General features: G+C 61.7%; 12 protein-coding genes. 2 read left to right on the top strand and 10 right to left on the bottom strand.

What is annotated here, in order from left to right:
- Positions 1–186 precede the first annotated feature (186 nt).
- From N2315_00895 to N2315_00875, 5 genes are all read right to left on the bottom strand, one after another.
- A complete protein-coding gene (locus tag N2315_00895; GenBank protein MCX7827754.1) occupies positions 187–513 on the bottom strand; it encodes a hypothetical protein in 327 nt (108 codons plus the stop codon).
- A gap of 113 nt (positions 514–626) precedes the next feature.
- Entirely contained in the window at positions 627–1178 is a 552-nt protein-coding gene (locus N2315_00890; protein ID MCX7827753.1) for a transcriptional repressor, read from the bottom strand.
- Positions 1159–1608: a hypothetical protein gene (locus N2315_00885; protein MCX7827752.1), complete on the bottom strand. Its 450-nt coding sequence runs from the start codon at positions 1606–1608 to the stop codon at positions 1159–1161. Before N2315_00885 ends, N2315_00890 begins: the two co-directional genes overlap by 20 nt.
- 174 nt (positions 1609–1782) lie before the next feature.
- Positions 1783–2904: a M20/M25/M40 family metallo-hydrolase gene (locus tag N2315_00880; protein MCX7827751.1), complete on the bottom strand. Its 1122-nt coding sequence runs from the start codon at positions 2902–2904 to the stop codon at positions 1783–1785.
- Positions 2905–3070: 166 nt separating this feature from the next.
- On the bottom strand, positions 3071–4612 hold the full coding sequence (locus N2315_00875) for an AbgT family transporter (GenBank protein ID MCX7827750.1): 1542 nt from the start codon (positions 4610–4612) through the stop codon (positions 3071–3073).
- Positions 4613–5110: 498 nt separating this feature from the next.
- Between N2315_00875 and rocD the strand changes: the two genes are divergently transcribed.
- Positions 5111–6319, top strand: a complete 1209-nt coding sequence (rocD, locus tag N2315_00870; protein MCX7827749.1) for an ornithine--oxo-acid transaminase — start codon at positions 5111–5113, stop codon at positions 6317–6319.
- Positions 6320–6529: 210 nt separating this feature from the next.
- On the opposite strand, the gene N2315_00865 is transcribed toward rocD, so the two are convergent.
- The gene (locus tag N2315_00865) at positions 6530–7816 is read right to left on the bottom strand and encodes a dicarboxylate/amino acid:cation symporter (GenBank protein MCX7827748.1); all 1287 of its coding nucleotides are present in this window, start codon (positions 7814–7816) and stop codon (positions 6530–6532) included.
- 204 nt (positions 7817–8020) lie between these two features.
- On the opposite strand from N2315_00865, the gene N2315_00860 reads away from it, so the two are divergent.
- Positions 8021–9745 (top strand): methyl-accepting chemotaxis protein, encoded by a 1725-nt coding sequence (locus N2315_00860; GenBank protein MCX7827747.1) that lies wholly within the window; start codon positions 8021–8023, stop codon positions 9743–9745.
- Between the two features lie 100 nt (positions 9746–9845).
- On the opposite strand, the gene N2315_00855 is transcribed toward N2315_00860, so the two are convergent.
- The 4 genes from N2315_00855 to N2315_00840 are packed head-to-tail and all read right to left on the bottom strand — an operon-like array spanning position 9846 to position 14429.
- Complete coding sequence (locus N2315_00855) at positions 9846–10850, bottom strand: ABC transporter ATP-binding protein (protein ID MCX7827746.1); 1005 nt, start codon at positions 10848–10850, stop codon at positions 9846–9848.
- A complete protein-coding gene (locus N2315_00850; GenBank protein ID MCX7827745.1) occupies positions 10831–12513 on the bottom strand; it encodes an ABC transporter permease subunit in 1683 nt (560 codons plus the stop codon). The genes N2315_00855 and N2315_00850 overlap by 20 nt, the downstream gene beginning before the upstream one ends.
- A gap of 28 nt (positions 12514–12541) precedes the next feature.
- Positions 12542–13354: an alkaline phosphatase family protein gene (locus tag N2315_00845; protein ID MCX7827744.1), complete on the bottom strand. Its 813-nt coding sequence runs from the start codon at positions 13352–13354 to the stop codon at positions 12542–12544.
- Complete coding sequence (locus tag N2315_00840) at positions 13341–14429, bottom strand: extracellular solute-binding protein (protein MCX7827743.1); 1089 nt, start codon at positions 14427–14429, stop codon at positions 13341–13343. The genes N2315_00845 and N2315_00840 overlap by 14 nt, the downstream gene beginning before the upstream one ends.
- Between the last annotated feature and the right edge of the window lie 52 nt (positions 14430–14481).

Genomic DNA, 14481 nt, shown 5'->3' with positions numbered 1-14481 from the left:
CGACGGAGCTCTTGCCCACCCCGCCCTTGCCGCTGCCCACCGCCACTATCTTGCCTATGCCGTTCCGGGGACTCCTCTGGGGCATGCCGCACTCCTCAGGGGTTGAAGTACAGGTTCCCCTGCTGCCGCAGCCCTCACACTGGTTGTTCTCCATTTGTACTCTCTCCCTTTCGGTTGGTTTCGACCTCAATCCAGGCTTTCGGCGCCGCCGGATAGGTACAGGGCCACCGCCTCCGCGGCGGAAGGAGCCTTGGAGGAGTAGGCCTTTATGCCCGCCTGCCGCAAAGCCCCTTGGGCGTTGGGGCCCAGTTGGGGGGCCAACACCGTCTTGACGCCGTTGCGGGAGAGCAGCTCCACCGCCGAAGCCGCCGCCCCGTGTTCTACAGGATCGGTCTTTAGGGCCCCCTCGAAAGCCCCGTCATCCCGGAATATGAGAAACCAAGGCGCCCTGGCGAAACGCTGGCATGGCTGAGAGTCGGGGGTGTTGCCCTCCGCCGCCACTGCTATGGTCATGAAACTGCCTCCTTCTTATGGTTATAGATATTCATTATCAATAAAAGCGGCCATTTTACAACCCCCCGAAGACCGGCAAACGCTCCGGGGGGTCTTGTGGTACTTCTAAAGCGTCAATCCTGGATGCCCCTTCTTCTCCGGCCGCAGCACGGCATCACAGCTTGCGGGGCGCCATGGGGTTTTGCGGCGCATGACGGGCACAGGCCGTAAAGGTGCGCCGTCTGGGGCACCGGTGAGAAGCCGGCCCCCTTTATCCAGGAGGTGAGGGTCTCTTGGAGGTCCCCTGGGAAGTCCAGGTGGACGGTCCTGCCGCAGCCACGGCAGGTTATGTGGACGTGTATGTCCCCGTCGGGGATGTCGAACCTGGCGAAGCCCTCCCCCCGCTCGAAGGACTGCACAAGCCCCATCTCCTCGAGGACCATGAGGGTCCGGTACACCGTGGCGAACCCGATGGAGGGGTCCTTGGACTGCACCCGTTCCATGATCTCCCGGGCGTTCAGGTGCTCTCCCCGGCTTTCAAGAAGCGTCTCTATGATGAGCCGCCTCTGCTCCGTCCGGCGGCAGCCCTTGAGCTTCAGCGCCTCCAGGTACTCTTCCGCCCGCCTTTGGATTTCATCCACCCCGGCCCGGTCTTTGGCCTTGTGGTTAAACCCTTCCCCCTTCAACGTACCCCTCCTCCAGTATGACTTGAGCTCCGGGGGACGCGGCGCCTCCCTTGAGGACCGACAGGAAGAAGCCCTTGGTGGGCAGAAGGCACCATCCCCGGTAGTCGTAGGTGTGGGGTTCCCCGGGTTTCTTGCCCTTCTCGTCCACCCGGAGCTTCACGTCCCCTATGGATATCACCCGCCCCGGCGCCAGGTCCTCCGGAAGGCCCTCCACAACCAGGTTCTCCGCAAGGCTGCCGGGGGGAAATTCGAAGCCCGCCTCAGCTTCGGCGGAGCGGACGTCCTCGGCCCTCAAGAGGCTCACCTGACGTCCCATGCCGAAGTGGGAGTCCCCCTCTATACCCTTGCCCTGCACGAACAAGGCGGCGGGAACCGGAGACTTGGGTTCCTGCCTGTTACGGCTTACGCACACCGCCAAGAGCTTTCCCATGCCCTTCAACACCCCTCCGCAAAGGCCCCCCTTCGGGGCCGGTCTTTTTAAGCCTCATCCGTAGAGATTATACGGCAGCCCAAGGCCCTGTCGGACATGGGCGTTTAAACGCCAGAGGCCCGCCCATGATGATGGGCCGGGCCTCTGCCTTGGTGTTTTGGGGCTTGGATTTTCTTACCTTGCCCCCGCGAAGGACCTTATTATCTCCAGCACCAGCCGGGCGCTGCCCTCCAGGTCCTTTATGTATATGTGTTCCTCCAGGGTGTGGGGCTTCCGCTCCCCTATGCCCAGGTTCACCGCCGAGATCCCCTTGGAGTTCAGGATGTTGGTGTCGCTGCCGCCGCCGGTGGAAGCGGTCTTCGGGGTGAGCCCCATCCGCTCCGCTGCCTGCTTCACCATCCGCACCGTGGCGCTGTCCTCCGGCACGTTGAACGGCGGGTACGCCCTTGTGACGGTGACCTCCGCCACACCCCCCATCTCCTCCGCCGCCATTTTAAAGCGCTCCGCCATGTGGGCGCTCTGGGCGTCCAGCTTGGACTCGTCCAGGCTTCGAGCCTCCGCCCTTATGACCACCTCGGGGGTGACTATGTTGGTGGCCCCGCCGCCGGATATGTAGCCTACGTTGGCGGTGGTCTCGTGGTCTATCCTAAGGAGCTTCATGCCCTCTATGGCCCTGGCGGCTATCATTATGGCGCTCACGCCCTCCTCCGGGGCCACCCCCGCGTGGGCGCTCCTGCCCTTTATCACCACGTCTATCTTGTCCTGGGCGGGGCCCGTTATGACGATCTCCCCCACCTCGCCGCCGCTGTCCAGCACGTAGGCGTGCTTGGCGGTTATGAGGGAGGTGTCCAGGTTCTGGGCCCCCCTAAGCCCCCCCTCCTCCCAGATGGAGAAGACCACCTCCACGGGGCCGTGGGGTTCCTGAGACTCCTTAAGGCACCTCAAGGCCTCCAGCACCGCCGCTATTCCCGCCTTGTCGTCGGCGCCAAGCACGCTGGTGCCGTCGCTGTAGACCGCGTTGTTCTTAACTATGGGCACTATCTTCTCGCAGGGGGACACGGTGTCCATGTGGCAGCTGAAGAGCACCGCCTCCGCGTCCTTGGAACCCTCCAAGCGGCCGATCACGTTGCCCGTCTGGCCTCCTATGCTCTCCCCAGCCCTATCCACGGTGACCTGAAGGCCCAGGGCCTTCAGCTTCTCCACCAACAGGTCCGCCAGGGCCTTTTCCTTGCCCGAGGGGCTTGGTATCCTGACCAGCTCAAGGAACTCATCCAGCAGCCTTTCTCGGTTTATCATCCCAATACCTCCTTGTAAGAGGGGGTCCTCGCCCCTCCGCAGGGCGGGACCCCCATTATCGGCGCTCTATGCCGTCCCTTAGGGGACTGGCGTGCTTGTGCTGCCCGGTTGCGGTGTTGAGAACTCCCGGGGTTTTTGAAAACCCAAAGGGAAGTTTCGTTTTTGATTATAGCCTTATCAGCGCTCCGGGGCCAATGGGAAGGCCCAGGAAGAACCATACGATCATGAGGAGCGTCCATCCCACCAGGAAGGCCATGGAGTAGGGCAGCATGATGGAGATGAGGGTGCCCATACCTAGGTCCTTCTTGTACTTCTGGGCGAAGGCCACGATGACCGCGAAGTAGGACATGAGGGGTGTGATTATGTTGGTGCAGGAGTCCCCGATGCGGTACACCAGCTGGGTGAAGGCGGGGGTGTAGCCCAGGCCCATGAACATGGGCACGAACACCGGCGCCATGATGGCCCACTTGGCGGAGGCGCTTCCGATGAAGAGGTTGATGAAGGCCGCCACCAGGATGAAGCCGATCATGAGGGATATGCCGGTCATGCCCGTGGCCTTGAGGAAGTTGGCCCCCTTGACCGCCAGGATTATCCCCAGGTTGGACCACTTGAAGTAGCTTACGAACTGGGCGGCGAAGAAGGCGAGCACGATGTAGCTTCCCATGGAGGACATGCCCTTGCCCATGAGGGAGGCCACCTGCTTGTCGTTCTTCACCTTGCCGGTGACCACGCCGTAGACGATGCCGGGGAAGAGGAAGCCCATGGCGATGATGGGCACCAGGGCGCTCATGAAGGGGGTGTGTCCCAGGATCTTGCCCTCGTCGTCCCGGAGGATGCCGTTGGCGGGGAGCACCAGGGCCAGGATGAGGGCGGTGAATAGGATGAGGCTGAGCCCAGCCGCCTTAAGCCCCCGGCGTTCCTCGTCGGTGAAGGTTGAGAGGTCGTGGTCGTCGTGGTGGTCGCCGTGGTAGGCGCCGAGCCTGGGCTCCACCACCTTCTCGGTTATCCAGGTTCCTATTATGGATATGATTATGGTTGAGACCGCCATGAAGTAGTAGTTGTCCGTGGGGTTGACCACGTAGCCGGGCTGGAATATGCGGGCCGCCTCCTGGCTTATGCCCGACAGCAGCGGGTCTATGGTGCCCACCAGCAGGTTTGCGCTGAAGCCTCCGGAAACGCCGGCGAAGGCGGCGGCAAGGCCCGCCAGGGGATGGCGCTTGAAGCCCAGGAACACTATGGCCCCCAGGGGCACCAGCACCACGTAGCCCGCGTCGGAGGCGATGTTGGACATGACCCCAGCGAAGACCACCACGAAGGTTATGAGCCTCTTGGGGGTGCTCAAGACCAGCTTCTTAAGGCAGGCCTGGATGAGCCCCGTCCCCTCCGCCACCGCCACGCCCAGCATGGCCACCAGGACGGTTCCTAAGGGGGCGAAGCCGGTGAAGTTGTTTACCGCCTCGGCGAAGATCTGCCTAAGGCCCTCCTTGGACATGAGGCTCACCGCCGCCACCGTGACCTGCTCTGCCTTGCCCTCGGACACCCGCTCGTAGGTAACCTGGAGTCCACCGGAGGCCGCGATGCCGGAGATCAGAACCACCAGCACCCCGAGGATGAGGAACAGCGTGGCCGGATGGGGAAGCTTGTTGCCGCCCCTCTCCACCACGTCAAGGAAACGGTTGAATAGGCCTCGTCGCTGCTTGTTAGTCAAACCATACCCCTCCTAGTTTCGCAATTTTTTCATTGGATACAACTTAAGGTATGAAGCTGACGGTGCGGTGTGTTGAACAAAACCTGCTTTGGTACGATCCACCTCCTTTGTTATGAAAGACAAATCAAATTAGGAGCATTTTTTTGCCTTTTGTGTCCCATTGGAATGGTAGCATGAACCGGCGTCGTGGTGGTGTAAAATTCTTAATTTTTACTATTAAGAGATTTCTTTAGGTTATGCGTCTATATGTTGGCGCTGTATAATATATGGCGCCCATCGCCGGATTTGATGTTTGGTTTTTGGTGTTTTTTTATGGGGCGGCTGGTTAGAGTGTTGCCTGCGGGGGTTTTCAGAAGCTTCGGCGGGCCCTTGGCCCTGCGGGGGTTGCATTGCAATCCTCAATGGTATAAACTTTCCGAAGAAAAAGGTTTAATGCCCCGCCGTCCCCATCCCTGCTCTGGACCAGAGGGGCTAGAAGCGAAGGAGGAGGAGAAAGGTATGTACACGTCCAAGGAACTCATGGAAATGGAGCACAAGTACGGGGCCCACAACTATCACCCCCTGGAGGTGGTGATATGCAAGGCCGAGGGTATATGGGTCGAGGATCCCGAGGGGCGCCGTTACATGGACATGCTCTCCGCCTACTCGGCGGTGAACCAGGGGCACCGGCACCCCAGGATAATAAAGGCCCTCAAGGACCAGGCGGACGTTCTCACCCTCACCTCCCGGGCTTTCTACAACGACAAGTGGCCCCTCTTCGCCAAGAAGCTGGCGGAGGTGACCGGCAAGGACATGGTGCTCCCCATGAACACCGGCGCCGAGGCCGTTGAGACCGCCATAAAGACCATGCGCAAGTGGGGCTACATGGTCAAGGGCGTGGAGGAGAACAAGGCGGAGATAATCGTCTTCGAGGAGAACTTCCACGGCCGCACCACCACCATCATTTCCTTCTCCGTGGACCCCGACGCCAGGGACTACTACGGCCCCTTCACCCCCGGCTTCGTGGTGGTTCCCTACGACGACCTGGAGGCGGTGAAGAAGGCCATAAACAAGAACACCGTGGGCATCCTGGTGGAGCCCATCCAGGGGGAGGCGGGGGTTCGGGTCCCCAGCGACGGCTTCCTCAAGGGCCTTGAGAAGCTCTGCCGGGAGAACAACGTGCTCCTGGCGGTGGACGAGGTGCAGACGGGCTTCTGCAGGACCGGCAAGACCTTCGCCTTCCAGCACGAGGACGTGGACCCGGACATAATAATCATGGGCAAGGCCCTGGGTGGCGGCGTGTTCCCCGTGTCCGCCGTGGCGGCCAACGAGAACGTGCTGGGGGTCTTCAAGCCCGGCACCCACGGTTCCACCTTCGGCGGCAACCCCTTGGCCTGCGCGGTGGCCATGGCGGCCATCGACGTCCTCATGGAGGAGAAGCTGGCGGACCGGGCGGCGGAGCTCGGCAAGTACTTCATGGACGGCCTTAGGACCATCCAGGCCAAGACGGACAAGATAAAGCAGGTGCGTGGCAAGGGGCTCCTCATCGGCGTGGTGCTCAACGAGTCCGCCGGCAAGGCCAGGATATACACCACGGCCCTCAAGGACCGGGGGCTTCTGTGCAAGGAGACCCACGGCTGGATCATCCGCTTCGCCCCTCCCCTTGTGATCACCAAGGAGGAGATCGACGAGGCCTTGAGGAAGATCGAAGAGGTGTTCGTGGGCTAGGTTGCTGAAGCTCGATCCGGAGGGGCGTTGAGCCCCTCCTTTTTCGTTTCCTACGCCTTTCTTCCTCCCCTTGGCCCCTCCACATGCGAAGGCCGCCGGAGGGGTTTAATAAATAATAAAATCCCCCCGGCGGCCTTTCTTTAGCCCCTTTGGGCCCCTTGTGGTCCTTCGCCGTTGCCCTGGGCCCCGCTTAGTAGCTTTGGGCTTGTCCTATTGGTTCCACTTGGACTGGTCCAGCTCCCCCTCCGCCTTGGCCACCATCACGGTGCCCACGATGTCTCCGGTGACGTTGAGGAGCGTACGTCCCATGTCCATTATGGCGTCTATGCCAAGTATCATGCCGTAAGCGGCGGCGGCGCCTCCGGTGAGGGATATGCCCGCGGAGTTGAGCACCATGAGGAGCATTATGGCTCCGGAGCCCGGCACCCCGGCGGTGCCTATGGCCGCCAGGGTGGCGCTGAGTATCACCATGAGCTGCTGGGATATGGTGAGGTTCTGTCCTATGCAGTTGGCCACGAACAGCACGCAGATGCCCTGGTATATGGCGGTTCCGTTCATGTTTATGGTGGCCCCAAGGGGCAGGGAGAAGGAGTAGATGCCCTTGGGCGCTCCCATTTCCTCCGCCACCTCCATGGACACCGGCAGGGTGGCGCTGCTGCTTCGGGTGACGAAGGCGGTGAGCATGGCGTCCTTGGCGTGGCGGACGAAGGCTGGAAGTCCCAGCCCCACGGCCTTTAGGGATATGCCGTAGACCACCACGAAGTGTATGGCGAAGGCGATGTACATGGCCATTATGGTCATGCCCAGGGGCCCCGCCGCCTTGGCCCCCTGCTGGCCGAAGGCGGTGGCCATGAGGGCGAACACCCCTATGGGGGCGTACTCCATGGCCCACTTGGTTATCTTGTACATGGCCTCGGCGCCGCCGTCGCATATCCGGAACATGGCCTCCCCGGAGGCCTTAAGGCGCTGGTCTGAGCTGGACATGAGCACGCTCAGGGCTATTCCGAACAGCAGGGCGAAGAAGATGACCTGCAGCATGGTCCCGTTCACCATGGCGGCCATGGGGTTGTCGGGCACTATGTTGAGAAGGGTCTCCACCAGGGACGGGGCCTTGGCGGATATGTCCGCCGCGCCCTCGGCGGGAAGGTTGAGTCCCAACCCGGGCTTGAAGAAGTTGCCCACCCCCAGCCCTATGGCCACCGCCACGGCGCTGGTGAGCATGTAGTAGCCCACCACCTTTACCCCCACGGTTCCTAGCTTCGACGGGGTAACGCTGGAGGCTCCCACCACCAGGGAGAAGAAGACCACCGGGATGACTATCATCTTAAGAAGCCTTATCAAAAGATCCCCCAGCGGCTTTATGGCTGCCGCTTGGGGCCCAACCATGAGCCCCACGGCGGCGCCCAGGACCGTTGCGAGAAGGATGCGAACCACCAGGCTGGACCGGAAGTAGAACCCAAGAATCCCTCCGGATCCCGCGTTTCCGTTGCTAGACATCCGAACACCTCCCTTGGTTTTAGCCCGCCCCCGGCGGGGCCTTGGCTTGATTTGATTATATAAAAGATACACCATTTTTTGATTAAATAATGTAGTACTTGTTTTAGTGAATTTGTTTCATTTTATTTGTTATGTTTTATGTTTATATTGGCATGGCTTTCGTGATAAGATGTTCAATCATCCTAAAGCGAGGGGGGTGGCGGCATGTCCGGCAAGAAGAGGATGTCAGGGCTCAGCGCGAAGCTGCTGGTGCCGGTTTTCGTCCTGCTCGGCCTTGCGGCGGCGGCGTTGATGGGCATCTCCTACCACAGGTCCTACCAGGACGTCTACGAGGACCGGTTGAAGGCGGTCAAGGACATGGTGGACTTCACCTACGGCATACTGGAGCACTGGAACTCTAAGTTCCAGGAGGGGAAGATCTCCAGGGAGGAGGCCATGTTCCTGGCGGGGGAGGAGATATCGAAGCTGCATTTCGAGGGCAAGAACTACATCTTCGGCTACGACATGGAAAACCGCGTGGCCATCCCCTTCCAGGGCAACGAGAGGGGCAAGTTCCTGGACTCACAGGACAAGAGGGGGGTATGGGTTCAGCGGGAGCTGAGGGAGGTGGCCCGTTCAAAGGGGGAGGGGTACCTCACCTACCATTGGCTTAACTCCAACACTAACCGGGTGGAACCCAAGGTGGCCTACGTGCGCCGTTTCGAGCCCTTCGGCTGGTGGTTTGGAACCGGGGTTTACGTTTACGACGTTAAAGCCAAGGCCATGAGAAGCGCCCTCTATCAGGGGCTGGTGCTCCTTTTGGCCATGGGGCTAATAGGCATTTCCGTGGCGTGGCTTTCCAGGAGGCTTGTGACGGGCCCCCTGTCGAGGCTTTGTGAGGCGGCGGAGCGGGCGGGACAGGGGGACCTTAGGATCGACAGGTCCTATCTTCCCTCTGGAAGGTCCGACGAGATGGGGGCCATCACCGAGTCCCTTTGGTCCATGATATCCAACCAGCGCCGCACCTTGACGTCCCTTTCAAAGGCGGTCCTGGACGTCTCATCCGCCGCGGAGAGCCTGTCCGCCCTGAGCGAGGAGCTCAGCGCCTCGGTGGAGGAGATACGGGGGGCGGTGGGGACCGTGAAGGACATGGCCTCTTCGGACGCCGCCAGCGCGGAGGAGACCAAGGCGGCGGTGGGGGAGGTCACCGTGGGCTCCAAGGCGGTGGCATCGGCGGCGGAAAGGGGCGCCCAGTCCGGGGCCGTGGCCCAGGGAGAGGTGGACGAGGCGGCGGAGGACTTCCTTGAGGTCATAGGAAACGTCAAGGACGTGGCCTCAAGGGGGGAGGAGAACGTAAGCGCCATACTTAAACTCAGCGATTCGGTGGAGAAGATAACGTCCTTCGTGGACACCATATCCAAGATAGCGGACCAGACCAACCTCCTGGCCCTGAACGCCGCCATAGAGGCCGCAAGGGCCGGCGAGGCGGGCCGGGGCTTCGCGGTGGTGGCGGAGGAGGTCCGCAAGCTTGCGGAGGAGTCGAACCAGGCCTCCAGGTCCATCGGGGACCTCATCGGGGACTTGAAGGAACAGGTTAAGGGGGCGGTGGGGTCCATAGAGTCCTCCGGCGTTGTCCTAGTCAGGTCCTCGGAGATGTCCCAAAGGGCCATGGAGAGGCTCGAAAGGGCCACTCAGGCGGTGAAGGGGGTCATAGATTCGCTGTCCGACCTGGCGGCGGTGTCGGAGGAGCAGTCCGCCCTGGCGTCGGAGATGGAGTCGGCGGTGGAGCACATCGCCGCCTCCACGGTTCAGATATCCTCCACCATGGACTCCGTGTACCGGTCCGTGGAGGAGAGCGCCAAGGGGTCCTCGGACATAGCAAGACAGGCGGAGCAGCTGACCCAAAGGGCCCAGGAGCTTAAGGAGCTCATGGAGTCCTTCAAGCTCTAGCCTCCTCCCTGTTGGGATCCGGTCCCACCCCCTAAGGGCCGCGCCCCCGGGGCCCTTAGGGGGCTTTTTTAATTTAAGGCTTCTTTGAAGACTGGGTCCCTCATCTTTGATCTACCGCCACCAGGTCCTCTTGGGACCCAAGGATCCCCACCGGATCTCCTGACGTGGGGATTGGGGTCCCATGGCCGTTCAGCGTCTCCACCCAAAGGGAGCCGTGGTTGGTTTTGACCTTGATCCGCACCAGGCTGCCCCTGGGTATCACGTCCTCCACCTTGCCCTTGACCTTGCACCTTGGGTCCCAGGGGTCCGTTATCTTAAGGGCCTCGGGCCGTATCATCCACCTTGCGCTCCCTCGGGCCCCCAGGGCCTCCGCCAGGTCCCTGGGAAGCGGGTTCGCCCTGCCCATGAAGTTGGCCACGAACTCCCCCTTGGGCCTCCTGTAGACCTCTTCCGGGGTTCCCCGCTGGAGGATCTGGCCGTCCTTCATCACCGCGATGGTGTCCGCCACCTCCATGGCCTCCTCCTGATCGTGGGTCACGAAAAGGGTGGTTATCCTTAGCTCCCTCTGGATGGCCCTTATGTGCTCCCTGAGCCGCTCCCTCACCTTGGCGTCCAAGGCGGAGAGGGGCTCGTCCAGCAGGAGAAGCTTGGGCCTTATGGCCAGGGCCCTGGCTAAGGCCACCCTCTGTCTCTGGCCCCCGGACAGCTCCCAGGTCATCCGGTCCTCAAGGCCCTCCAGCTCCACCATGGACACGGCCTCTTTAACCCTCTCCTTGAGCTGAGAGCCCCTCATCCCCCTGGCGGAGAGCCCGAAGGCCACGTTTTCGAACACCGAGAGGTTCGGGAACAGGGCGTAGCTTTGAAACACCATCCCCACGTTCCGGTCCTTAGGGGGAAGGAACGTGATGTCCCGATCCGCCAGCCTTATGGAGCCGCTTACAACGTCCTCCAGCCCCGCCACGCACCTTAAAAGGGTGGACTTGCCGCATCCCGAGGGACCCAGCAGGGCCACGCACTCCCCTTCCATCGCCGACAAGGACAGGTTCTTTATCACCTCGCCCCTGCCGTAGCTCTTTCTCAAGTTTTCAATTTGAAGATACCACATGGACAGTCTCCCTCCCTCTCCTAAGCGTTTCAAGGCTCCTGTGCTGAAGGCGCCGCCTCTTACTACGCCGGTTGACCGCCCTCCAGGCGGCGTATGACAGGGCTGAGGCCATGGCGAAGTGGATCATCACCATGGCGCTCATCAGGTGTCCGCTGACCCCTCGGCGGTTGAAGATGTATATCTGCATGGTCTCAAACCGGGTGCCGATGATTATGTTGGCCAGGGCGAACTCTCCCATGAGGACCGTGAAGGAGATAAGGCCGCCGGATACGATCCCCTTCCAAAGGTTTGGAAGGACTGCCCGTGCCAGCGCCTGCCGCTGGGACATGCCAAGGGTCATGGCGGCCTCCATCATATCCCGGGGGTTTATGGAGCTCAGGGCTGAGGACACGGACCTTCCGACGAAGGGAAGGCACAGCACCGAGTAGCTGAGCAGCAGCAGCAACGGTGTTCCCCCTATGGGGGTTGGGGAGTAGAGGCTAAGCAGCCCCACCGAGGACACCACCGGCGGGACCGCCAGGGGGGCGACGCAGAGGGCCTCCAGCAGCGGCTGCCAGCGGGGCGCGAAGCAACGGGTTATCACAAGAGGCGGTATCACCAGGGCCGATGCCAGAATGACCGCCCCCGCGGATATGCCCAAGGACCTTAAGACCGAGTACAGGAACCTTGGGTCCCCAAGCAGCTGCCGGTACCATTTAAGGCTCAAACCGTCGGGAAGGATGGACGCCCCCCAGGTGGAGCTGAAGGAGTGGAGCAGCGTGGCCCCCACGGGGAGGGCCAGAAATCCAATGGTTCCCCAGGTGACGGCCGCCACGGACCAGTGAACCCCTTCCCCGGGGCTTGTGTCCTGGCGGGCGGCGGGCTCGTTGCTTCCCAAGGGACCTCCTGCCCTTAGGGCTGGGGCTACGGTGCACAAGGTTGCGATCAGCAGCAGGGAGCTCATGGCGGAGGCCAGGTTGAAGTCCAAAAAGACGTCGCCGGCCACCATGGAGCTTATCCTCAACGGAACCAGGTTGCTGGCCCCGGAGGTGAGGGCGTAGGCGGTGGCGTAGGCCCCCATGGCGTTGGCAAAGAGGAGGCAGAAGGTGCCCCTTATGGAGGGCATCAGGATCGGTATTCCAACCTTAGCCCAGAACCGGGCATCGGAGGCCCCTAAGGTCCTTGCCGCCTCCTTAAGGTCCCTGCCAACCCCGTCCAGGGCAGGGTAGAGGGTGAGTATCCCCAGCGGAAGCTGGAAGTAGGTGTAAAGCACCGTAAGCCCCCTGTTGGAGTAGAGGTCCCATGAGAGGCCCCACCGGCGGAGAAGGATGGTGACCGCCCCCTGGGTGCCCAGTATCACTATGAACGCGAAGGCCAGCGGCACCCCCGAGAAGTTGCTCACGGAGTTGCAAAAGGACAGCATCCGGTCCCTTATGGGGCTACGCCTTATCCCCATGGACGCCCCAAGGGCCAGCAGGGTCCCCCAAAGGGAGGACCAGGCGGAGATGCTGATGGAGTTCTTGAAGCTCTGAACCAGAAAGGCTGACTCCCATATCCGGCGGTAGTTCTGCAGCCCAATTCCGTGGGGCCCCGAAAGGCTCATCCACACCGTCCAGCACAATGGCAGCAGCAGGAAGCCAAGAGAGACCACGATGAGCGGCCCCGAAGGGGCCAATGCCTTCATGAACCAAGCGCCGCGCCGCGTAACCGTCCTACTCCGGCGCACTTTGGCCACCCCCTCCCACCGCCTTGAGAAGTTCCGCCATCAGCCCCTTTAGTCCCTTTTGCCGTTCCACGCCTTCGAAGGCCTCCCTGAGGGCCCCGGAGGGTTCTGGGAAAATCCAAAGGGGTATCCTGGTCTCCTCCTCGGAGGTGCCCCCGTGGAGCCCCGATTCCCTTACCCCATGGTCGGAGGTGACCATGACCGCGAAGCCTTCAGATAGCCGCTCCCACAGGAACCGGGAGGCCAGCTGGTCGCACCTCATGACCGCCTCGGTGTAATCCCTGGAACCGGTGCCGTATAGGTGGGCTGCATGGTCCACCCCCATGGTGTGTATAAGCGTGAGCCCCGGCCGATGACGTCTTATGAGGTATTCCCCGTCCTGGAGGACGTGGCTGTCAGGGTATTGGTCGTCGGAGTAGTAGATGCCGAAGCACAGGTCCCCCGACTCCAGGTCCTGGAAGCGCCCCATGGAGTCCACGTCCCACCGGGCGAAGAGCTTCCCGAACCACCGGTGGGCGGCGGCGCAGGTTGTAAGGCCCATCTGCCTTGCAAGCCCGAACAGGTTGTCCGGGTCCCTTGAAGGGGCTTTGGCGTGGTTGGACAGAAGCCCTGACGTTGAGGGCTCCACGCCGGTGAACAGGCAGTGGTAGAGGGGCTTGGATATGGGGGGAAGCCCGGAGCAGATGTCCTTCCTCGCCCCCATGGAGGACCGCACCATCCCCTCAAGGCATCCCATGTGCAGGGCGGCGGCGGAGGAGAGGCCGTCTATGAGGATTACTACCAAGCCCCTAGCGGTTGACATGGACCAACACGTTCTCCTGCCAGAGCCGCTGAAGCTGCGCGGTGGTCTCCTCCCAGGCCTTGAAGTCCTTTATGGGGCGGGCCTTGGCGTACTGGGACTGGGGGAGGAGCTTTCGCCTCACGTCCTCCGGAAGCTTCACCGAGGTCCTTATGGGCCTGGCGTAGCCCCTGGCCAGGTTTATCTGTCCTCGGTCGCTAAGGATGAACTCCCTTGCCAGCTTTGCGGCGTTTGGGTTCTTGGCCCAGCGGTTTATGATGGTGGCGTAGCCGGATATGAGGCTTCCGTCCGATGGGATCAGGATCTCGAACCTTTGGCGCCCCACCTTGTCCGCGTAGTTCAGGGCGTTGAAGTCCCAGAGGAGCCCCACCGCCACCTCGCCCTTCTCTATCATGGCTATAGAGGGGTCGCTGGTGGAGAGGCGTCCCTGTTGGGCCAGCTTGGCGAAGAAGTCTATGGCTGGTTTAACGTTCCTCTCGTCTCCCCCCATGGCGTAGGCGCAGGCGAGCACCGCGCTGTTGGCCTGCGCCGCCACCCCCACGTCCCCCACGGTGACCTTGTAGTCCCCTTTAAGCAGGTCCCGCCACGACCTTGGGGGCGTCTTCACCAGGTCTTTGTTGACGAGGAACGCTATGGTGCCCGTGTATCCCACGATCCAATGTCCTTCCTCGTCTTTGGCCCACTTGGGAATCTGGTCCCAGTAGGAGGTCTTGTAGGGCTGGGTCACCCCCTTCTTGACCGCTATGGGGCCGAAGGCTATCCCCACGTCCCCAAGGTCCGCGGTGGCGTTCTTCCCCTCCGCGGCGAACTTCGCTATCTCCTGGGCGGAGCTCATGTCCGTGTCCTGGTGCTCTATGCCGTAAAGGGCCTTCATGTCCCGCCAGGTGTCCTTCCAGTTGGCCCAGTCGTCGGGCATCCCCACGGTGTACAGCCGGCCTTCCCGCTTGGCGGCCTTCACCAGATCCGGCGGCGCCTCCTTGGCCTCCAGAGCCGCCGGTACCGATGAAAGGAGGACGCCTCCCATGAAACACCCCAAGACAAGACCCTTGAACCTTGGGACTTGGTTAAAAATCCCCATGACCACACACCTCCCGTACGGATTTGGGGAGATGGTAGCCATGGGGTGTTAA

Source organism: Thermanaerothrix sp. (assembly GCA_026417795.1).
Taxonomy (GTDB): Bacteria; Synergistota; Synergistia; order Synergistales; family Synergistaceae; genus Thermanaerovibrio.
The sequence above is the reverse complement of the archived record's forward strand: the minus strand, read 5'-3'. Positions and strand labels throughout refer to the sequence as shown.